This window comes from Neptunomonas antarctica (assembly GCF_001305295.1).
Taxonomy (GTDB): Bacteria; Pseudomonadota; Gammaproteobacteria; order Pseudomonadales; family Balneatricaceae; genus Neptunomonas; species Neptunomonas antarctica.
On sequence record NZ_LJSI01000021.1, the window covers coordinates 41,812 to 62,514 of the forward strand.

Genomic DNA, 20,703 nt, shown 5'->3' on the forward strand with positions numbered 1-20,703 from the left:
GTATTATGAATTATAGGGAGTTGATGATCGATGGAGCTTAGGTGGCTGGATGATTTTATCGCCTTGGCACGTACGCGGCATTTTTCCAGAGCTGCAGAGGAATGTAATGTCACTCAGCCAACCCTGAGTCGGCGTATCAAGTTACTTGAAGATGAAATGGGTGTCACGCTGATAGACAGAAACACTCTGCCTTTAAGCCTTACGCCTGCCGGTGAGATTTTTCTGGCTGGTGCGGAAAGTATGTCGCGGATAGCGCGTGATACCAAATCTCAGTGCCGTGAAATTCGTAAGCAGGTAGACAGTCGCTTGCGTTTTGCGACGACGCAGACCCTTTATCTGTTGTTTTATCGTAACTGGTTAATGCCTGCCTCAGAACGGCATGAGATTCCTATTGATCTGAACCTTAACTCAACCTCCTGGGCGGCCAGTGACTTCGTTGCTGCGTTAACACAGGGGCAATGTGATCTGGTGTTGTGTTACTGGCATCCACAGATCAACTTTATTCAGGGGTTTGACGACCCCGAATTTGAATATCTGGTGGTCTGTGAAGAGGAACTCGTTCCAGTTACGGCATTATCCGAAGATAACAAACCTCTTTTCCAGCTACCAGGGACGTCACGTCAGCCCTTACCTTATATCAGCTATCACGCCAGTTCATTTCTGCGTCCGCTGATTGATCATGCTTTACAGAAGGCACCCGAAGCGCCGAACCTCCTTACGATTAATGAAAATATGCTGTCGGTGAGCGTTAAAGCCATGATCAAAGAGGGTTTCGGTGTTGGTTGGTTACCTAAACGTCTGGTCAATGAAAACTTTGCGTATAACAGTCTCGCCCCTGCGGGTGATGCCCGATGGAATATTCCACTCCAAATCCGTTTGTATCGATTGAAAGACAGCCATCGCGCCACGCTTGATCCGTTCTGGGAAGGGATGCGTGAAGAATTAAATACAGTTGGCCTTATAGAGACGCATAATTAATTATGAAATCATTATTTACTGATCATATTGAGATACTTCAGCAACGCAGTTCGACGCTGCTGGAGCAGGAAAAATTTGATGCATTAATCATTCATTCAGGGAGTTCTAAAAACTATTTTCTGGATGATTACGCCGCTCCTTTCAAGCCCAACCCGCATTTTGTCCAGTGGATGCCTTTTTTGACAGAGCATCCTGAATGCTGGTTGGTGATTAAAGCGGGTTTCAAACCCTGCTTGTATCTTTACTCACCCGATGATTTTTGGCACATGACTCCTCAGGAACCGACTGATTTTTGGTGTAACCTGTTTGACGTGCAGTTATATACCGATCGGGATACCTTACTGAAAAAACTTCCGGGGCTGTGCGCTAGGTCGGGAGCCAGTACAAGCGTCGCTTTGATAGCCGAAGACAGTATGGATCTTCCGCAGGTAACCCTTCAGCATAATCCTCAAGTGCTGATGCACGGGCTGCATTATCTGCGGGCCAGTAAGACGCCCTGGGAACAGCATTGTTTGCGTGAAGCGAATCGAATTGCTGTTAGCGGACATCGTTTCACCCAGCATGGTTTTGATGAGGGACTGAGTGAATATGAGTTACACCAGGGATATATCAGCGCTATTACGCATCTGGAAAAAGACCTTCCTTACAATAATATTATCGGTTTGAATGAACACGCTGCTGTTTTGCATTACCAATATAAAGATCGCATAGCGCCTAATCAGCATCGCACGTTACTGGTCGATGCCGGTGCTGTTTATCATGGATATGTCGCAGATATAACCCGTACCGTATGCAAAGGCAGTGCTGATTTTCACGCCTTACTAGAGGCGATGGATAAAGCGCAACAAAGTTTGGTCGACAAGATTAAGCCGGGTGTTTCCTTTATCAGTCTTCATGAGATGATGCATCAGCAGCTTTTTCGGATTCTTTGTGACGCAGGCATTATCAAACGTGGTGATCTATTGGATGAAGCGGCGGCTTTATCGATTACTCGTACGTTTTATCCACATGGGTTAGGCCATTTGCTGGGGATTCAGGTGCATGATATTGGTGGCTGGCAGCAGGATAGTGTGGGGGGGATAAGCAAGCCACCTGAACAACACCCTTTTCTGCGACTGACGCGGACGTTGCAAGAAAACTTTGTTGTTACGGTTGAACCTGGATTGTATTTCATCCCGTTATTGTTGAATAAGTTAAAATTGACGCCTTTGGCTGCCCATATAGACTGGCCGTTGGTTGATGCCTTAAGCCCGTGGGGAGGTATTCGCATCGAAGATAATGTCTGTGTAACGGCTACCGGCGTTGATAATTACACGCGTGCTGCTTTTAATAATCTGAAATAGCGTTATCTGATAAGCAGGACTGTTGTTGCCTGATCAAAGCTGGTAATTTGTGATCAGTATTTCTGATAAGGCATAGTGTTCTGATGAGTCATGATAATAACCCTCTGCAGGTGCCTGACTTCGGGCCTGCGGATCGTAGCCCCACACCTGCAGTGCTTAAAGTTGACGTATCTGAAAAAAATAGTCATTCCGAAGCGCCACTTGCCCCTGCTGAAAATAGAGGTGGGGGGTTAATGACTTTTATTCTGGTCTTGCTCACCGCGGTTTCTGGTGGTTTGGGTTATCTTGGGTTTGGCATGCAGCAAACCATCGTGGCGCAACAGCAGACTCTGGAATCTGCCTCCGAGCGTATTAATGCACTGGAAAAGTTACTCAATGTTGCCAGCGATAGTGCCGATAAAACGGACCAAACGTTGGCGCAGTTTTTCACCCAGATTACTGATGATGCTGCTGTAAAATATACACTCTACGATTCTGAGATTGCTAAATTGTGGGATGTTGCCAATAAACGCAATAAGAACAGCATTGATCTGCTCAGTACTGAGGTGAAAAGCCTGGCTGATCGCGTTAACCAGACCGATAAAGTCACTACTAAGCTAAATACTGATCAACAAGCACAGTCTGTACGGATAACTAACGCAGAGAAAAGCGCCGCAGCATTAGATCAGTTAAGTTTACAGTTGTCCGTTTTTGATAAAAAACAGACGGCGTTGATTGCAACGAATAGTCAATTCTCTAAAGATCAGGCGGCTCTGAAAAAATCTGCTTCAGAAAACACTCAGTCATTAAAGCAAAATATAGCGACATTACAGACGCAAATTGCCATTCTGGATGAAACTCTGGGAGAGGAACAATTGACTCAGCAGGCTGTGCTTAAAAAATTGGCCAGGCGCTTAAGCATTGTGGAGCAATCACAGAAAAGCGGCGGCGGAAATGTTGAATCCCGGGTTAAAACAAATGAACAAGCGATACGTGCAATTGACGGGTCACGCAGACAGATGAATAGTGATTTGATGACACTGAATAAAAAATTAAATGCATTACAGTTGCGTATCGATAAGCGCTAGTTAACGACGTTGTCAGGAAGGTGTTTATGTTGAAAGTGTATGGCAGTGTGTTATCGCGGGCCGCGATTGTGATGGTAACACTTGAAACACTAGGGCTAGAATATGAGCTGGTGGACATGGGCACTCGAAGTGAAGCTTCTCAGTCAGATAGCTATCGTCAAATGAATCCGAGCGGTAAAGTGCCAACCTTGCAGGATGGAGATTTTGTGCTCTTCGAAACGCAAGCGATACTGTATTACCTTGTCAGAAAGTATGGCAAGGGTCATTTATGGGCGGAGACTCCTGAAGGTGAAGCTAATATTCTGCGCTGGTCGCTATTTGTCAGTAATCAGCTTGAAGTGCCGGCGTTAGATCTGTTACTGCAGTATAAGTATTCAGGTGGTAAGCCGGATCAAAGGATACAGGATAAAGCCGCGATAGAATTGAATCGTTTTTTACCTGCACTGGAAAGCGAATTGGAAGGGCAGGAATACCTTGCCGGCGGTAAAACCATAGCTGATATTCATGGTGCCATGATACTCAGTTGGGCAAAATTGGGAGGTTTTGATTATACGCGCTATCCAAATATCGATGCCTGGATACGCCGGATTCTGACTTCACCTGAGAATAAAAAAATTGCAGCGATGGCTCGGCCATAATTAGGTGTTAAAAAAATTGCGCAATAGTTGATGGCAAGGCAAAATACGCTTTCCTAATATACAAAGGTTTTAAACACGAACCCATGAGGATTCGAACATTTTTCGCTTTACGGCTAAATAACTCAGTCGTAAGGCAGTTGGCTGATCATGCTGACAGTTTGTGTGAATATGATCGCAAGTTGGAAGTAAATTGGGTCGATTCTGACCATTATCATTTAACATTGTGCTTTCTGGGTGACACTGCATTAGAGCAGGTCGAGCAGCTGGAAATATTAACGAAAAAACAGTTAAAGGATGAGCGGTCATTTCAGGTGTGTCTTGCCAAAGTAAGTTATTACGAAATCAGCCAACGGCTGTCATTAATAGCGGCATTGCCTGCTGAAAATGAAGCGTTAAAGTCGTTACAAAAAAGTGTGGCGAACATGGTTAAAACGGCAGGGATAAAGAGCGATCTTGCTGATTTTAAACCGCATATCACCTTAGGAAAGCTACCTAACACAAACAAGCTTAAGCACCCGAAAAAGTGGCCTGAACTGAATTTGCATAGTTTGGCAGATTCTGTGGTTCTACTACAGAGTAAGCAAGGCGAACATGGCTCCGTTTATACGCCATTGTTCGAAGTCGATCTACAGGATCTCGCCTGACGTTTTATTTAAATTCCAAGCAACAGCCAGACAAGTGTCGAGTAGGTATGCCGTATGCGAACCCCTGAATTATTGTCTCCGGCAGGGACATTAAAAAATATGAAATATGCATTTGCCTATGGGGCGGATGCTGTTTATGCCGGCCAGCCTCGTTACAGCTTGCGAGTGCGTAATAACGACTTCAATATGGAAAACCTGGCTGAGGGAATTGATTACGCACACCGGTTAAATAAAAAGTTTTTTCTGGCCAGTAATATTCTGCCGCACAATAGTAAGCTGACGACCTATATTGATGATTTACGTCCGATAATTGCTATGGGGCCGGATGCGATTATTATGTCGGATCCTGGTTTAATTATGCTGGTAAAAGAGCAATTCCCGGATATTCCGATTCATCTGTCTGTGCAAGCTAATACGATGAACTGGGCGGCAGTTAAGTTTTGGCATCAGGCGGGTATCGAACGTGTGATTCTGTCGCGAGAGCTGTCGCTGGATGAAGTCGCTGAGATTCGCCAGCGTTGTCCTGAGATGGAGATTGAAGTTTTTGTACATGGTGCGTTATGTATCGCTTATTCAGGCCGTTGTTTGTTATCCGGTTATATTAATAAACGTGATCCGAATCAGGGTGCTTGTACTAATACTTGTCGTTGGAAGTATGATGCACATGAAGCGAAACAGGATGATTCGGGAGATATTATACCGGTTCAGTCTTTTGATCCGGCAACGAATCAGGTCCAGCCAGCGTTAGGGCTAGGCGCGCCTTCCGATAAAATATTCCTGTTACAGGAAGAAACACGCCCGGGTGAATTCATGCCAGCGTTCGAGGATGAGCATGGTACCTATATCATGAACTCTAAAGACCTGCGTGCTATCCAGCATGTACACAAGCTGGCGGCAATGGGTGTGGACTCACTGAAAATTGAAGGCCGTACCAAGTCTCACTATTATGCTGCGCGTACGGCTCAGGCTTACCGTAAAGCGATTGATGATGCGGTGGCAGGCAAGCCTTTTGATATGGGGTTGATGGACGAGTTGGAGAATCTGGCGAGCCGTGGCTTTACCGAAGGCTTCTATCGCCGTCATGTCCATGATGAGTATCAGAATTATGAAAATGGTCACTCTATTGGAGTGCATCAACAGTTTGTCGGTGAAGTGACGAACCACAACCCAGACAGTGGGATGATGACAATCGAAGTGAAAAACCATTTCAAAAAGGGCGATACACTTGAATTGATGACTCCGTCTGGTAATCGGAAATTCACATTGGATGCTATGATCAATAAACGCGGTGAGTCGGTCGATGTGGCGCCGGGCTCTGGTCATGTGATGCAGATTCCTATCGATATTGATGTCGATATGACCTACGCATTGTTGATGCGTGATCTGCCTAATGCTCCTGGCGCTGGCTCAGCCGGCAAATAATATTATCGATATAAAAGTGCCGTTGAGCACCTTTTTTAGCGGCTTATGACGAATATCAGAAAAGATAAATATAAATTTAGCCAGGCACTCCGGCCTTTTTCTTTTGCGGTTGCACTCGTTGCGTGCGGCGCAGGGTTATCACTGGCGTGGGTTGATGGCAGCCATGATCCGGTCAAAACTCTGCTGGTGCTACTCGGTGGGGTTTTGCTGCAGGCGGGTGTTAATCTGATTAATGATTATTCTGACCTCAGTGAAAATGTCGCTTTAAATTCGATTCAGGCACTCGCCATTAAGCGAAACTTTCGGATTGGGCTTATCTGCTTTGTGATGGCCACCTGTATTGGTGTGTGGTTTGTTTATCAGGTGGGTGCTGCCTTTCTTGTTTTATGCTTTGCTGGGTTGATCGGAGCGTTGGGGTACACCTTAAAGCCGCTGAACTATAAAAGCCGTGGTTTGGGTGTAATACTGGTTTTCTGGTTGATGGGTGTCTTGATGGTGGTTGGAAGCTATCTGGCGCTAGCAGGGCAGTGGAATAGTGATGTTGTTTTGTTCAGCATCCCCATCAGTTTGTTAGTTTCTCTGCTGTTATTAAGTAATGAATTAAGAGATTTTGAAGCTGATAGAAAAGCACATATACACACTCTGGTTGTGCGTATGGGTTACGCTAAAGGCCGTTTACTTTATAAGCTGATTATATCTGCTGTGGCACTCAATGTGATCTTACTGGCTTGGTGGTTTAATCAGTTCTGGTTGCTTTCAGCCTTGCTTGCGTTTGTTTTGGTGCCTGGATTATTTACTCTGTTACAGGTGGATGCCGCTAAAAGAGGGCCGTTAACATCAGGAAGCGGCCGCTTGTTGCTGGTTTTCGGAGTGTTATTTAATCTCTCGTTACTCTTCGGGGTTGTTGTCTGATCTCTTCTCTGTTTCTCCGCACGACTGCGAGGATGCAGAAGGTAGAGCAACGCAGGAGCCGTTGCCGTGTAGAGTAGCGTTAAGTCCGACCGGCTGCTAGTGTGTAGATGACAGGCCAGAAAGTGGCTAACTGTATTGAAATATCGAGTCAATACAATGTCATGACGCGGTAATCACAGGAGGTGGCGATGCAATTCACTCTACGAGCAAATAAGCCTTTAGCTGAAGAGATTCGGCGTATTGCTTTTGAACAACTCGACGGAATAGATAAGCAGCTCACGCTACTGACACATGATCGCCAGGATGCGATTCATGAAATGCGCAAGCATATTAAAAGAATACGCGCCTTGTTGCGGTTACTGGGAAATACTTTTGGCAAGCGCCGTCTGAAAAAAGAGAATCGCCGCTTTCGGGATATGGCAAGACTCTTTGCTTTGCATCGCGATGAAGATGCCCAGCTTGAAACATTTGAACGTTTAACGCCGCGATTAATAGATACCTTTCCTGAAGTTGATTTTCAACAGTGCCGTGCGGTTCTGATCTCTCGTCAGCACAAAGCAGTAGAACAGAGCGTCAAGCAGCAGACCAAAAGTGCACAGAAAATGCTAGTAAAAGCACGCAAAGCGATTGCTGCGGCGCCGCTTAACGTGACGCATCAACAGTTACGTAAACATTTTATACAGACGTCTAAGCAAGCGCGGCATGCCTTTACGCTAGCAGTGAATGATCCTGTAGAGGATCATTTTCACGAGTGGCGGAAATGCATAAAGGATCTACTTTATCAAAGTGAATTATTGAAAAAGATTTGCTTATCGAAGAAGAGTGGCTTGCTAAAAAAGGGTATCTCGTTAAAAAACAGTAGCTCGGATATATCAAAAAAATATCGTATTCGTTTGGATCAGCTGGCTGAAATGCTAGGTGATTATAATGATATCTGCGAAATGCTCGTGCGGAGCAAAATGGAACCACAGTGGTTGGGTGACGGAATGAGTGAGGGCGCGCTGGAAGTTTTTTTAGAGGACTACCTTAAAGAGTTGGAACATCAGACCACGCAGTTAGGATTATCTATTTTCAGGCCGGATCGACATCTGCACGATTGATTTGGCAATAGAACCTGAAATCAGGCCTGGCTATTAAAATTAATTATTTTTTTGGTTGGATTAACATCTTCACGGTTGTTTTAGCAATCGCTTCTAAATCGTCACGATTCACATAGATACCATCATTAAATAACCGGCATAGGCCGTGTAAGGCAGCCCAACTGGCTTGTGCTATACGCAGAGCCGGTTCGTTGCGGTCAAATAAATCTTGTTGCTGTAATTGTGCGATCCATTCCACCCATCTCCTGAAACTGCTTTTCGAGATTGTTTTTAACGATTCGGTCGGCTTACCTGTTTTCCATATTTCACGGCCAAACATTAAGTCATACGTTTCTGGATGCTCATTCGCAAAGCGGATATAGGTCAGCACATAGTGCTCAAACAGCGCCGCCGCTGAGAAGTCAGGATAGTCTGCCGGCATCTGTTTTACGGTAAGGTCCTGCAATAAAAAACCTTGTTCAGCAATCGCGCAAAGTAATGCGTTCTTATCTTTAAAGTGGTGGTAGGGCGCGGTTCTCGACACGCTGACCTGGTCGGCCAGTTTTCTCATAGACAGGGACTCGACACCGCCACCGCGAATAATATCTGTCGCTGTATCTACTAATGTTTTACGCAGATCACCATGGTGGTAGGACTTTTTATCTTTCATATTATCTTTGATCTTCTTTAATAATAGGGCGGAATTTACCAAGCTATCTTGACAGTGTCAAAATAGAATATTATCTTGACGCTGTCCAGATAATAAAAACGGTAATACAATAAGGGAATTCTGATGCGCTACCAGACCTTCGAACTGACGCTGACAGGCAAAATTGCACACCTGCGATTGAACCGTCCGGATGCCTACAACTCGATGAATCGCGATTTTTGGCATGAATTTCCTACCGCTATTCGTGAGCTTGATGATACGGCGGATGCGCGTGTGCTATTGATTTCCTCCAGCGGCAAGCATTTTAGTGCAGGTATGGATCTGGAAATTTTTTCTAAGCCAGATCCACAGATGTTTAACGGCGAGGCAGGGCGAAGGGCGGAAGCAATGCGTCGTTTGGTTCAACAGTTGCAAGCCTGTTTCTCGGTTCTGGAAGACATAAGAATACCGGTGATCACCGCTATACAAGGAGGCTGTATTGGCGGCGCGCTGGATTTGGTATGCGCTAGCGATATGCGTTATTGCAGCGCCGACGCATTTTTTACCGTAAAAGAGACGGAGCTGGGCATGACCGCTGATTTAGGCACACTACAGCGTTTGCCGCAGTTAATAGCACCGGGTCTGGCGCGTGAACTGGCCTATACCGGACGTAAGATGCTGGCAACAGAAGCCGTGACGAGTGGTTTTGTTAATCAGGTTTATACGGATCAGGAGCAAATGCTGGAAGGCGTTATGGCGATAGCCGCTCTCATCGCGGAGCGATCCCCTTTAGCCGTGACAGGGTGTAAGCAAATGATTAATTACGCGCGTGATCACAGCACCGCTGATAGCCTGAGTTATATGGCGACATGGCAAGCAGGTATGTTTCAGCCTGCCGATATGATGCAAACCTTTGCTGCGAAAATGTCGGGTAAAAAGCCTGACTTTGAAAGTTTACGACCGATAGTCGCTGCGTTTCAGAAATAACTATTATAACGACTGCTTTACATAATCGAGCCCGACTAAAAAATAAGAGAGAATCGACATGAGTCATGCACATTACCCGAATTTGTTAGCACCGCTGGATCTTGGATTTACTACGTTAAAAAACCGTGTGCTGATGGGCTCGATGCACTTAGGGTTGGAGGAAGCACCCAACGGCTTTGAACGTATGGCTGCCTTCTATGCTGAGCGTGCCCGTGGCGGTGTTGCGCTGATAGTGACAGGCGGTATCGGGCCTAACTCAGAAGGTGCGGTGCATTCTGCCGCTGCACTGATGGCCAGTCCGGCCGATGTGACTCATCACCGCACCGTGACGGATGCTGTGCATGCTGAAGATGGAAAAATCTGTATGCAGATATTGCATACCGGTCGTTATGCATACAATCCTAAGCTAGTGGCCCCGTCTGCGGTGCAGGCGCCCATTAACCCGTTTCCGCCAAAAGAATTGACTCAGGAAGATATAGAGCAGCAGCTGCAGGATTTTGTACGTTGCGCATCATTGGCAAAAGAGGCCGGCTATGATGGTGTCGAGATTATGGGGTCAGAAGGCTACCTGCTCAACCAGTTCATTGTTACACGCACCAACCAGCGGGATGATGAGTGGGGTGGCGACTATGAGCAGCGTATTCGTTTTCCGGTAGAAGTGGTACGTCGTGTACGTGAAGCGGTAGGAACAGACTTTATTATTATCTATCGTTTGTCGATGCTTGATCTGGTCGAAGGGGGAAGTTCACACGACGAAATAATACAGCTTGGTAAAGCAGTAGAAACGGCCGGTGCCACGATTATTAATACCGGTATCGGCTGGCACGAAGCGCGTATTCCAACCATCGCCACGAAGGTGCCACGTGCTGCGTTTACCTGGGTAACAGCCAAAATACGTAAGGCGCTGTCGGTACCGGTGATTACCTCTAACCGTATTAATATGCCGGATATAGCAGAAGCGGTATTGGCGCGTGGTGATGCGGATATGGTCTCGATGGCGCGGCCATTTCTGGCTGATCCTGAATTTGTTACTAAAGCAATGCAAAACCGCGCTGACGAAATCAACACCTGCATTGGTTGTAATCAGGCGTGTTTGGATCATATTTTTGTTGGCAAGCTCACCAGCTGTCTGGTTAATCCGCGTGCTTGCCACGAAACAGAACTGGTTATCGAACGCACAGCGAATACTAAAAAATTAGCGGTTGTCGGTGCCGGCCCTGCAGGGCTGGCGTTTGCGACAACGGCGGCGAAAAGAGGCCATCAGGTCACATTGTTTGATGCAGCCAGCGAAGTGGGTGGGCAATTTAATATTGCAAAGCGCATTCCGGGTAAAGAAGAATTCTTCGAAACCATCCGCTATTTTGCCAAACAGGTAGAGCTGAGCGGCGTTAAACTGCAGCTGAACACGCGAGTCACGGCAGCTATGTTGGAGCAAGGAAGTTTTGACGAAGTGGTGATAGCCACCGGTATTACGCCGCGCTTGCCTGAGATTGACGGGATTAATCATCCTAAGGTGCTGACGTACCTGGATGTTATGAGTGGTGCGGAGGTTGGCCACAGTGTCGCGGTGATTGGTGCGGGTGGCATTGGTTTTGATATCAGCGAAGTACTGGTGCATCAGGGCGCGGCTACCAGCCAGGATATCCCCGCGTTTATGAAGCAGTGGGGCGTTGATATGACAATGACAGCACGCGGCGGTGTTGAGCACATAGAAGAGAACTTTGCACCCGCGGCCCGAGAGGTATTTTTGTTGCAACGTAAAAAATCTAAAGTGGGAAGTGGCTTAGGTAAAACCACTGGCTGGATTCACCGTGCTGATCTGGTGAAAAAAGGCGTAAAAATGTTAAATAACTGTGAATACCAAAAAATTGACGACCAAGGGCTGCACCTGCTGATAAAAGGCGAACCGCAGCTGTTAGCGGTAGATAATGTCATTATTTGCGCCGGACAGGATCCTTGCCGTGAATTAGCGGACCAGATCACCGGTAAAACCGTGCATTTGATAGGCGGGGCGGATGTTGCAGCAGAGCTGGATGCCAAGCGTGCCATCGATCAGGGAACGCGCCTGGCGGCTAGCATCTAGCGGCTATGGATCAACAGACTGGCTACTGCTACCATGTCACGCATTGGTTATATACGATCAGGCGGCTATGCCGAAGGAAATTACATGGACGAGTATCTGCTCTATATAACTATTGCGGCTGTTACAATCGCAAGCCCTGGCCCTGGGATTATATTGACGATTGCTAATTCATTAAGATATGGCTTTGTCGGTGCCATTGTAGGTATTTTGGGTGTCGCTTTGGGAGGGCTCTGCGTTGCCATTGTTTCAGCAACGAGCTTGGCGGCCCTCCTATCAACATCAGCACTAGCGTTCATCATTCTTAAGTATGCGGGCGCTGCTTATCTTATTTATCTTGGAATTAAACTTTGGCGGTCAGCCCCAACATTCACCACTGATAGTATGCATAAAGATAAAACCAGTTTTCAACGGTTCATTGAAGGTCTATCAATAACCTTGCTGAATCCAAAACCAATTTTCTTTTTTATGTCACTGTTTCCTCAGTTTATAAACCCGCAACAAGGTTATGTCAGTCAATTTATTTTGCTCTCCTTAACATTCAGTTGTCTAATCGTAGTGATTCACTGCGTATATGGAATTTCCGCAAGCTTTGCAAGGTCAAAGCTGAGTTCGCCTGGAGCCGGTAGCGCCATAAATAAGTCGATTGGCGGAGTTTTTGTGTGCTTCGGAATTGGATTGGCGACATCGGGCAAATAGGTGTGAAAAAGCAGACCTAAACTATGGCTCTGATGACTAAATATCATGAAGCGAGTATCAGTAATCAGGATCTGCTGTTAAACGCTTAAGCTCTCATTTTAGTTGAAATGAAAAGTGACACGAGCCGAGTTATTGAAAGCACTGTATTTCGTCAGTGCTTAAATAGCGCCATGTGCCTGGGGCAATATTTAAACTGACATCACCGATTTTTTCCCGGTGCAGGCTAACAACCCGGTTGCCCACGGCCGCAAACATACGTTTTACTTGATGGTGTTTGCCTTCAGTGATGGTGAGCAGCACCTCTTTATCGCTTATTATTTCTAACGTGGCAGGCAAGGTGAGTGCTTTTTCTCCCTGTAATTGGACTCCTTGTTCAAACCTGGAGGCAATATCAGCAGCAATGGCGTTACGTAAACCCACGCGGTAGACTTTTTTACATTGCTGTTTCGGCGTAATAATATTGTATGACCAGCGGCCGTCATCTGTTATTAACACTAAGCCGGTGGTATCTGCATCTAAACGCCCGGCTATGTGCAGATCAAAGGCTTTATCGACATCAACCAGATGTAACAACGATGGATAAACCTGATCGGCATTGGAGCAAATCGTATTGAGCGGTTTATGCATCATGATATAGCGCGAGGCGCGTGCGGTAAGTAATTTGCCATTAAGAGTAATGTGGTTGTTTTCATGTACCTGAGTGGCGGCATCTGTTACCACTTCAGCATTGACGCTCACGTTTCCTTCACTAAGCCATTTGATAGCGTCGGCTCGGCTTAATTCGGTGCTTTTACAAATGAATTTATCAAGGCGCATGCGTTACTACAGTTAATGGTTAAGGCAATTAATGGATGCTGTATTTAATAATTAACGATCAGTATTTTAATGCTCTTGAAACTGCAAGGTTGCCAGTCTGGCATAAAGAGCAGAGGTTTTTAATAGCTCTGCGTGCTTGCCAAGTGCCACGACTTTACCCTGATCCAATACCGCAATTTGATCGGCATGCAAAATGGTTGATAAGCGATGCGCAATAATCACCGTAGTGCGGTCTTGCATCAGGTTATCCAGTGCCATCTTAATAGCATGCTCACTTTCTGTATCCAGTGCGCTGGTTGCTTCATCGAGCAATAAAATACGCGGGTTGTTGAGGATAGCGCGTGCGATGGTAATACGTTGTTTTTGCCCGCCTGACAAACGCACACCCTGTTCGCCCAGATCGCTTTGATATTGATCGGGCAGTTGTAGGATGAAGTCGTGGGCATGCGCCGCTTTAGCCGCCGCGATCACCTCGGCTTCGCTGGCGTCTGGTTTACCGTAGCGAATATTGTCCATCACATTGGCGGTAAATAACGCGGGCTGCTGTGCAACCAGCGCCATCTGCTGGCGTAGTTGTTGCGGGTCCAGTTGACGCAGATCGGCGCTATCAAAACAGACCTGTCCCTTGGACGGGTCATAGAATCTCAGTAGTAGCTCAAAAACGGTTGTTTTTCCTGCACCTGATGGCCCGACCAATGCAGTGATTTTTCCTTCCGGAATATCTAGCGTGAAGTCGGATAGTGCTGACTGATCAGGGCGTGAGGGATAGTTAAAGGTAACATTCTCCAGGCTCAGACGGGCTTTTAGTGGCGTAATGTCCTGAACAGTTTGTGGCGGGAGTATTTCATTTTCAGCATGCAGTAGCTCCATTAGGCGTTCTGTAGCCCCTACTGCCCGCTGTAGTTCTCCATAAACCTCAGACAGCGTACCAGCTCCCATAGCGACAATCAGTGCATAGAAAACAAAGGCTCCCAGATCACCCCCTGTCATTACGCCGTTAATCACATCATGGCCGCCGACCCAGAGCATGCTGGATAGTGCGCCAAATACCAACAGAATCACCACCGCCATCAATAACGCACGCTGGGAAATACGCTGGCGTGCGATAGTGAATGCGTTATCTACTTGTGCCGCAAATGAGCGGCTTTCATACGTCTGTTGATGGTAACTCTGCACTGTTTTTATATGCTGAATCGCCTCGCCGGCATAACTGCCCACATCGGCAATAGAGTCCTGACTCTTACGGGCCAGCACTCTGACACGGCGTCCAAACAGCAATACCGGTAGTAATATAAGGGGGACGCCCGCCATAATAATTAAACTGAGTTTTACATTGGTAATAAACAGCATTATCAATGCGCCGCTGGTGGTCACTGTGCTGCGTAAAGCCAGAGAAAATGAGCTGCCGATAATCGATTGAAGCAGGGTGGTATCAGTCGTTAGTCGTGACATGATCTCGCCACTGCGATTGGTTTCAAAGTAACTGATATGTAGATTTATGATGTTATCAAATACTGCCTGGCGAATGTCAGCGGTAATCCGTTCGCCAAGCCAGGAGACAAGATAAAAGCGGATAAAAGTGCCTGCCGCCATCAAAATAGACATGGCTATTAATAGCAAAATTGATTGATTCAGCTGCTCTGTTGAGCCTGCAATAAAACCGTTATCAATCACTCCCTTTACACCTTGTCCGATGGACAGCGTGATGGCAGCGGTCAATAAAAGCGCCACCATAGCACCTAGCCAGTAGCGGCGATATGGCCGCATAAATTGGATGAGCTGGAACAGCGTAGAGAGTTTTTTCACAGGACGTTTACCCAATATGTCATCATGGCATGTTTGTTTATTTGATATGTGAAAGCGGCAAGGCCGTGCGGTTTAGCACATGGCGCATCACAAAGCTGGTACGGATACTGGACACACCCTCAATCTGATTCAATTCCTTGAGCAGAAACTTCTCATAATGTGACATATCCGGCATGACTACTTTTAACAGATAGTCGGCATCGCTTCCGGTAATTAAGGCGCATTCGATGACTTCTGTATAGGTACAGATACTTCTTTCAAAGTTATCGAGTGTTTTTGGCAGCTGCTTTTCCAGGCAGACATGAATGAAAATGGTTAGCGGTAGTCCTAAAGAATTTTGGTTAAGGAGTGTTACCCGTCGGTCAATAATGCCTGCTTCTTCGAGCTGACGAACACGTCGCGAGCAAGGTGAAGGCGAGAGACCAACCTTGTCAGCCAGTTCAAGGTTGCTGATATCGCCATCACGCTGAATCTCTTCCATAATTTTACGGTCAATTCGGTCTAATTTTTTTATTGGCATAATTTACTACGTTGTTGTTATTTTTTGAATTTGTGTGCCAATTTTAATTTGCTGGCGATGAAATAAGACCATATTGGCTACGCTAGGGTAGCTATTCTAACCACTTAGTTTTTTTGGAATCAACAGTCATTTCAGAATTGTTAACTCAGGCAGTTATACCTGTTGAATCGATTAATCTTTCTAGCGTGAAAAATGGAGTCTATGATGAACAACAATAAAGGCCTGTCTTTTTCAACCCGGGCGATTCATTCCGGCTACGATGCTTCTGCTAATGAAGGCGCGTTGAATCCTCCCGTGTATATGACTTCTACTTTTTGCTTTGATAGCGTCGAGCAAGGTGCCGCACGTTTTGCCGGTTCCGAGTCCGGTCATTTTTATAGCCGTATCTCTAATCCTACGCAGTCATTACTCGAAACCCGGTTAGCTGATCTGGAAGATGCGGAAGCCGGTTTGGCTACCGCATCAGGTATGGGGGCCATTACGGCGGCATTATGGACGCTGGTGGCACCTGGCGATAAAGTGATTGCGGATAAAACCCTCTATGGCTGCACATTTGCTTACCTTAAGCATGGTCTGCGAAAGTTTGGTGTGATTGTTGAATTTGTCGATTGTACGGATATCGAAGCCGTTGCCGCCGCGTTGTCTGAAAATACCAAAGTGGTGTATTTTGAAAGTCCGGTCAATCCGAATATGCGGGTGATGGATATTAAAGCGATCAGTCAGCTCGTGCATGACTATGATCCCGCCATTAAAGTAATGGTGGATAACACATACTGCACACCCGCGTTGCAGCGTCCTCTGAATCTGGGCGCAGATCTGGTGGTACATTCGGCGACTAAATATCTGGGCGGGCATGGTGACTTGATTGCCGGTGCGGTGCTGGGTAATCAGGCGACGATTGATCAAATACGTGTGTATGGTCTTAAAGATATGACCGGCGCGGTCATTGCTCCGTTAACTGCATTCCTGATTCTGCGTGGTCTGAAAACGCTGGAGTTACGTATGGAGCGCCATTGCAACAGCGCTCAGGAATTGGCGACCCGCTTGCAGCAGCATAATACCGTTGAAAGCGTTTATTATCCGGGTCTTGCTGATAATCCTTATCATGAACTGGCAAAAGCCCAAATGAAACGTAATGGCGGAATGATTGCGATGGAGCTCAAGGGTGGTTTTACCTCCGGGGTGCAGTTTATGAATCAACTTAAAATGATCAAGCGGGCCGTAAGTCTGGGCGATGCCGAGACACTTTGTCAGCACCCAGCGAGTATGACTCACGCGACTTATGCGCCAGAGGAGAGAGCGGCGCATGGTATCAGTGAGGGATTAGTAAGAATTTCGGTGGGTCTTGAAGATATCGAAGATATCTATGCGGATATTGAACAGGCGCTGCAATACGTTTAACCGTATTTTCTGGTCTCGTTAGCTTATTGACTTATCTGAAGCCGGCTACGTAGCGTAAGAGCCACGTAGCTATCTTTAAGGAAATTCTTAAGTAAAACTTTTTAAATAAAATAAAAAAATCCCAAAACAGAGGTGACATCTTGTTCATTTATCGGGCACTTTTCATCCATCATATCCTTGAAAGAAACACGATGGACTCCTCCTCACCTATCAGCTGATACGTGCCCAGCATAAACTAAAGTTAGCATCTTCTTATTTCCTCCACAATTTAACGTTATGCTGTATGGAGTTAAATTTATGCCTACACGCTGGCATGTTATGCTGCTTTTCAAGACTAGCGTTCCGATCGGAGAATCTGCTTGCGCTCCCGTATTTTTGTTAAATTACTGATAACGTTACTGTTGAGTTTTAGTTCAATAGTTATGTTTATATTAATTATCATTAACAGCTCTTTTCAGCAGGGTTTTGCCAATTATTTACAGCAAAAAGAGATTCGTTTAGCTAATGATATGACTGAGTTTCTTGTCCAGCATTATCAACAACAAAAAAGCTGGAAGCTTATGCAGCACAACCATAAGCTGTGGGAAGAAGCCTTAGAGTCAGCCAATATTTCGATTCCTCCCGGCCCGGGCCCTCGCAGGGCTCACGATAATCCCCCTCCAAAGCATTTGCCGCAGCAAGAGGAATCAAGCAGAGGTGCTCTGCCGCCTCACCGTCCCTTGGCGATGCGAATAAGCCTGTATGATGCTGAGAAAAAACTTTTTTTCGGGCCTCCGGATCAATCAGTAACTGGCCATTGGATAGAAATAAACACGCAAAAACAGTTGATTGGTTGGCTTTACCTTAGCCCTACTGAACTGATTGGCGAGCAATTAGCTAACAGCTTCGTTGAACAGCAGCAGCAGAATTTCATTGTTATAGCTGCGGCTGTCATGTTGCTGTCATTAGTGGTCGCCGCTATCTGGGCGCAACTCCTGCTGCGTCCGGTTAACCGGGTTATCTATGCTGTCCATAAATTATCAGCTGGCCAGTATGATATCCGGGTACCGGTTCGAGGCAATGATGAACTCACTGGTCTGGCACTCAATTTCAATCGTATGGCAGAAGCCTTGCAACAAAATGAACGGTTGCGACGTCAGTGGTTGACAGATATATCCCATGAACTTCGTACACCACTGGCGGTTATCAGTGGTGAAGTAGAAGCTTTACTGGATGGTATACGCCAGCCTACTAAAGAAAATATCACGTCATTACAAGAAGAAATTATCGCACTCACCCACCTTATTGAAGATCTTCATCAGCTAGCCATGGCCGACAATGACGCTCTGGATTTACACTTCACCGAGTGTGATCTGTATTCGATAATTGAGCATCAGGTTCAGATGTTCAAGCCTCGGATGAAAATGAAAAATCTGCAATTGAAACTGAAAACTGAACCTAAAGAAGGCTGTAAAATAAGCGCTGATTCCCGGCGCATATCTCAGCTGATGAGTAACCTATTGGAAAACAGCTTACGCTACACTGATCCCGGTGGTTCTGTAGAGGTGCAACTATATAATGATACCAAACAGTTAACGATAGTCGTCTCGGATACCAAACCCGGCGTCAGTAATACAGATCAGGAAAAGATTTTTGACCGCCTTTACTGTGCTGACAAATCCCGCAGCCGCAGCGCTGGCGGTTCAGGTCTGGGCCTGGCTATCTGTAAAGCGATAGTAACCGCCCACGGAGGTATTATTTTCGCTGAAAACCTTAATGGAGGTGGTCTCCGTATTACGGCTCAACTGCCACTGATCCCCGTCTAATTATTCAAGAAAACAGATCTTATCAGATGGACATTATGACCCAAAAAACTGTACTGGTAGTCGAGGATGAAAAGAAACTGGCGCGTCTGTTACAGGAGTATCTTGAACAGGCGGGCTACGCAACTCATTGCCTACACGATGGCAACCAAGTCGAACCCTGGCTGGACGAGCATCAGGCCGACCTGCTTATCTTGGATCTAATGTTACCGGGTGTCGACGGCGTTACCCTTTGTAGACAGATCCGTAGTCATTCATCAATACCTATAATAATGGCATCGGCTAAAGTGACAGAAGATGAGCGGCTCACGGGTCTTGATACCGGTGCAGATGATTACCTCTGTAAACCTTATAGTTTGCGGGAGATGGTTGCTCGGGTAAACGCGCTCTTTCGCCGCAGCGAAGCGGTTTTATTACCACCCGACAGATCAGCTAATCAACAGATAGGGCTATTCAGCTGTAATTCTGAAACCATGTCTATCCAGGTACATGGACACCTGCTTAACCTCACCCTTGTTGAGTTTCGCTTGCTTAATTATCTTCTGCACAACCCTGATGTGGTGTTTAGCCGAGATGAATTACTCAATCAGATATACAGTGACTACCGCCTGGTAACCGACCGTACTGTTGACACCCATATAAAAAATTTACGCCGAAAAATACAACAGATCATTCAGCATCAGGAAGTTATCCTCTCTATTTATGGCGTAGGCTATAAACTGCTTCTGCCAACGTAATATTTAAATTATTTACCGACGGGCGAAAACTTCACATTGTCTCCATATTTTAAACAATACTTTGAATTATGCTTAAATCCAGCCATCATTTACTATGGCAATAGCCAAGGAGATTAACCATGGTCAGCAGTATTTCAGGTAACAGTTTCCAAAGTTTCATGCCGCAGCAATCCACCCAGAGCAGCTCACTGACGGCAGATCAACAACAATTAGTAAAAGATACATTGGCCGAATTTGATTCTGAAGCGTTAACAGAATCTGATGCTCAGGCCATCGTGGAAGCCTTTGCTGAAGCAGGAATACAGCCTGGAAGAGCGCTAGAGTATACAATGGCTGCGGAAGGTTTTGATGCCCTCAGCATAGGGGACATGGCAGGTGTTCAGGAGTCAGGGCAAGGCGGTCCGCCGCCACCGCCACCACCACCCTCGGGTACGGAGAGCACTACACAAGGTCTTAATATTAGTGATGAGCTTTTGAGTGAACTGAACGATCTGCTGAACAACTACTACAGCGACGATCAGTCAGATGAGGAAAAAGTAAAGAGCCTGAATAGCATCCAGGAAATTTTACAAGCCTCAGCCCCGGAAGGCGGCCTGATTCATGTAACGGCTTAATGCCTCCCCCATAACATTTAACCTTTGACAGCTGTAACAAATTGAAAGCTATATCCGGAAGGTCTAGCAGCGAAATAAACCGTATCTTTATTCCCTATGCGGTTTATTTTGCCCTTTTGAACCTGATCAGGTGACGCAAAAATCCCCCCCCCCAGCTCCCATATCAAAAAACAGCCTTTCGGCTGCTTTCCTCTTTCATTAGATTTGACACCTTCAATATCGAGCAGTCGCCATTATTAATTCTTCTGATGTAGGTGCATCTCGACAGTAGGGGGATGTCTACAGTTTTCTCTGATTAACACCATTTTTGCTATTTTAGTTAATACTACGTTTTTAGTGCTAATTACGTAATTTTTTATGGGTTGTATCGCTAAAAATTACAGATTTAATGAAAATCTTCGCAATATAAAACTAACCAGCAGATGCTAGATTGTTTTAAGAATCGGTGATGAAAACCACCCCCTATCTCCCGGTTATACACCAGTTCACAAGACTGATTGCTTCTGTCC

19 protein-coding genes are annotated in these 20,703 nt (G+C 46.0%); 15 read left to right on the plus strand and 4 right to left on the minus strand.

Annotated features, from left to right (window positions below; all coding sequences use genetic code 11):
• The first annotated feature begins 30 nt into the window (after window positions 1–30).
• The 8 genes from Nant_RS02675 to Nant_RS02710 all read left to right on the plus strand — a co-directional run bounded on the left by Nant_RS02675 (window position 31) and on the right by Nant_RS02710 (window position 8,104).
• The gene (locus Nant_RS02675; RefSeq protein ID WP_054340105.1) at window positions 31–978 is read left to right on the plus strand and encodes a LysR family transcriptional regulator; all 948 of its coding nucleotides are present in this window, start codon (window positions 31–33) and stop codon (window positions 976–978) included.
• A gap of 2 nt (window positions 979–980) precedes the next feature.
• Window positions 981–2,321, plus strand: coding sequence for a Xaa-Pro dipeptidase (pepQ, locus tag Nant_RS02680; RefSeq protein WP_054340106.1), 1,341 nt, complete (start codon window positions 981–983; stop codon window positions 2,319–2,321).
• Between the two features lie 83 nt (window positions 2,322–2,404).
• Window positions 2,405–3,388, plus strand: a complete 984-nt coding sequence (locus Nant_RS02685; protein WP_054340107.1) for a GumC domain-containing protein — start codon at window positions 2,405–2,407, stop codon at window positions 3,386–3,388.
• A 26-nt stretch (window positions 3,389–3,414) separates the two neighbouring features.
• Window positions 3,415–4,026: a glutathione S-transferase family protein gene (locus Nant_RS02690; protein ID WP_054340108.1), complete on the plus strand. Its 612-nt coding sequence runs from the start codon at window positions 3,415–3,417 to the stop codon at window positions 4,024–4,026.
• A gap of 83 nt (window positions 4,027–4,109) precedes the next feature.
• Window positions 4,110–4,670 carry an RNA 2',3'-cyclic phosphodiesterase gene (gene thpR / locus Nant_RS02695; protein WP_054340109.1) on the plus strand — a complete coding sequence of 187 codons (561 nt, stop codon included), beginning with the start codon at window positions 4,110–4,112 and terminating at the stop codon, window positions 4,668–4,670.
• Window positions 4,671–4,724: 54 nt separating this feature from the next.
• Window positions 4,725–6,092 carry a prephenate-dependent tRNA uridine(34) hydroxylase TrhP gene (gene trhP, locus Nant_RS02700; RefSeq protein WP_054340110.1) on the plus strand — a complete coding sequence of 456 codons (1,368 nt, stop codon included), beginning with the start codon at window positions 4,725–4,727 and terminating at the stop codon, window positions 6,090–6,092.
• A 45-nt stretch (window positions 6,093–6,137) separates the two neighbouring features.
• Entirely contained in the window at window positions 6,138–7,004 is an 867-nt protein-coding gene (locus Nant_RS02705; RefSeq protein WP_054340111.1) for a prenyltransferase, read from the plus strand.
• A gap of 188 nt (window positions 7,005–7,192) precedes the next feature.
• Window positions 7,193–8,104 (plus strand): CHAD domain-containing protein, encoded by a 912-nt coding sequence (locus Nant_RS02710; RefSeq protein ID WP_054340112.1) that lies wholly within the window; start codon window positions 7,193–7,195, stop codon window positions 8,102–8,104.
• Window positions 8,105–8,147: 43 nt separating this feature from the next.
• Here the strand turns inward: Nant_RS02710 and Nant_RS02715 are convergent, their stop codons facing one another.
• Window positions 8,148–8,753 carry a TetR/AcrR family transcriptional regulator gene (locus tag Nant_RS02715; RefSeq protein ID WP_054340113.1) on the minus strand — a complete coding sequence of 202 codons (606 nt, stop codon included), beginning with the start codon at window positions 8,751–8,753 and terminating at the stop codon, window positions 8,148–8,150.
• Window positions 8,754–8,876: 123 nt separating this feature from the next.
• Between Nant_RS02715 and Nant_RS02720 the strand changes: the two genes are divergently transcribed.
• The 3 genes from Nant_RS02720 (at window position 8,877) to Nant_RS02730 (ending at window position 12,498) form a co-directional block, all read left to right on the plus strand.
• Window positions 8,877–9,719 (plus strand): crotonase/enoyl-CoA hydratase family protein, encoded by an 843-nt coding sequence (locus Nant_RS02720; RefSeq protein WP_054340114.1) that lies wholly within the window; start codon window positions 8,877–8,879, stop codon window positions 9,717–9,719.
• Between the two features lie 58 nt (window positions 9,720–9,777).
• Complete coding sequence (locus tag Nant_RS02725; RefSeq protein ID WP_054340115.1) at window positions 9,778–11,802, plus strand: NADPH-dependent 2,4-dienoyl-CoA reductase; 2,025 nt, start codon at window positions 9,778–9,780, stop codon at window positions 11,800–11,802.
• A gap of 84 nt (window positions 11,803–11,886) precedes the next feature.
• Window positions 11,887–12,498 (plus strand): LysE family translocator, encoded by a 612-nt coding sequence (locus tag Nant_RS02730; protein ID WP_054340116.1) that lies wholly within the window; start codon window positions 11,887–11,889, stop codon window positions 12,496–12,498.
• A gap of 129 nt (window positions 12,499–12,627) precedes the next feature.
• Here Nant_RS02730 and Nant_RS02735 read toward each other — a convergent pair whose 3' ends face one another.
• The 3 genes from Nant_RS02735 to Nant_RS02745 form a co-directional block, all read right to left on the minus strand.
• Window positions 12,628–13,314: a pseudouridine synthase gene (locus tag Nant_RS02735; protein WP_054340117.1), complete on the minus strand. Its 687-nt coding sequence runs from the start codon at window positions 13,312–13,314 to the stop codon at window positions 12,628–12,630.
• Between the two features lie 66 nt (window positions 13,315–13,380).
• Window positions 13,381–15,120, minus strand: a complete 1,740-nt coding sequence (locus Nant_RS02740; RefSeq protein WP_082400061.1) for an ABC transporter transmembrane domain-containing protein — start codon at window positions 15,118–15,120, stop codon at window positions 13,381–13,383.
• A 37-nt stretch (window positions 15,121–15,157) separates the two neighbouring features.
• Entirely contained in the window at window positions 15,158–15,640 is a 483-nt protein-coding gene (locus Nant_RS02745) for an Lrp/AsnC family transcriptional regulator (RefSeq protein WP_143773537.1), read from the minus strand.
• 201 nt (window positions 15,641–15,841) lie between these two features.
• Here Nant_RS02745 and megL point away from each other — a divergent pair, with 201 nt between their 5' ends.
• From megL to Nant_RS02765, 4 genes are all read left to right on the plus strand, one after another.
• Window positions 15,842–17,041, plus strand: coding sequence for a methionine gamma-lyase (megL, locus tag Nant_RS02750; protein ID WP_238377054.1), 1,200 nt, complete (start codon window positions 15,842–15,844; stop codon window positions 17,039–17,041).
• A 422-nt stretch (window positions 17,042–17,463) separates the two neighbouring features.
• Window positions 17,464–18,846 carry an ATP-binding protein gene (locus Nant_RS02755; protein WP_143773538.1) on the plus strand — a complete coding sequence of 461 codons (1,383 nt, stop codon included), beginning with the start codon at window positions 17,464–17,466 and terminating at the stop codon, window positions 18,844–18,846.
• Window positions 18,847–18,881: 35 nt separating this feature from the next.
• Entirely contained in the window at window positions 18,882–19,580 is a 699-nt protein-coding gene (locus tag Nant_RS02760; protein ID WP_202904934.1) for a response regulator, read from the plus strand.
• Window positions 19,581–19,699: 119 nt separating this feature from the next.
• Window positions 19,700–20,194: a hypothetical protein gene (locus Nant_RS02765; RefSeq protein ID WP_054340122.1), complete on the plus strand. Its 495-nt coding sequence runs from the start codon at window positions 19,700–19,702 to the stop codon at window positions 20,192–20,194.
• Window positions 20,195–20,703: the final 509 nt, after the last annotated feature.

Coding starts and splice junctions, on each gene's coding strand:
- Nant_RS02745 (WP_143773537.1), bottom strand. CDS start 15,640: ATGCCAATAAAAAAATTAGACCGAATTGACCGTAAAATTATGGAAGAG.
- Nant_RS02735 (WP_054340117.1), bottom strand. CDS start 13,314: ATGCGCCTTGATAAATTCATTTGTAAAAGCACCGAATTAAGCCGAGCC.
- Nant_RS02765 (WP_054340122.1), top strand. CDS start 19,700: ATGGTCAGCAGTATTTCAGGTAACAGTTTCCAAAGTTTCATGCCGCAG.
- megL (WP_238377054.1), top strand. CDS start 15,842: ATGATGAACAACAATAAAGGCCTGTCTTTTTCAACCCGGGCGATTCAT.
- Nant_RS02690 (WP_054340108.1), top strand. CDS start 3,415: ATGTTGAAAGTGTATGGCAGTGTGTTATCGCGGGCCGCGATTGTGATG.
- Nant_RS02760 (WP_202904934.1), top strand. CDS start 18,882: ATGACCCAAAAAACTGTACTGGTAGTCGAGGATGAAAAGAAACTGGCG.
- Nant_RS02685 (WP_054340107.1), top strand. CDS start 2,405: ATGAGTCATGATAATAACCCTCTGCAGGTGCCTGACTTCGGGCCTGCG.
- Nant_RS02725 (WP_054340115.1), top strand. CDS start 9,778: ATGAGTCATGCACATTACCCGAATTTGTTAGCACCGCTGGATCTTGGA.
- pepQ (WP_054340106.1), top strand. CDS start 981: ATGAAATCATTATTTACTGATCATATTGAGATACTTCAGCAACGCAGT.
- trhP (WP_054340110.1), top strand. CDS start 4,725: ATGCGAACCCCTGAATTATTGTCTCCGGCAGGGACATTAAAAAATATG.
- Nant_RS02705 (WP_054340111.1), top strand. CDS start 6,138: ATGACGAATATCAGAAAAGATAAATATAAATTTAGCCAGGCACTCCGG.
- Nant_RS02675 (WP_054340105.1), top strand. CDS start 31: ATGGAGCTTAGGTGGCTGGATGATTTTATCGCCTTGGCACGTACGCGG.
- thpR (WP_054340109.1), top strand. CDS start 4,110: ATGAGGATTCGAACATTTTTCGCTTTACGGCTAAATAACTCAGTCGTA.
- Nant_RS02715 (WP_054340113.1), bottom strand. CDS start 8,753: ATGAAAGATAAAAAGTCCTACCACCATGGTGATCTGCGTAAAACATTA.
- Nant_RS02730 (WP_054340116.1), top strand. CDS start 11,887: ATGGACGAGTATCTGCTCTATATAACTATTGCGGCTGTTACAATCGCA.
- Nant_RS02755 (WP_143773538.1), top strand. CDS start 17,464: ATGTTTATATTAATTATCATTAACAGCTCTTTTCAGCAGGGTTTTGCC.
- Nant_RS02710 (WP_054340112.1), top strand. CDS start 7,193: ATGCAATTCACTCTACGAGCAAATAAGCCTTTAGCTGAAGAGATTCGG.
- Nant_RS02720 (WP_054340114.1), top strand. CDS start 8,877: ATGCGCTACCAGACCTTCGAACTGACGCTGACAGGCAAAATTGCACAC.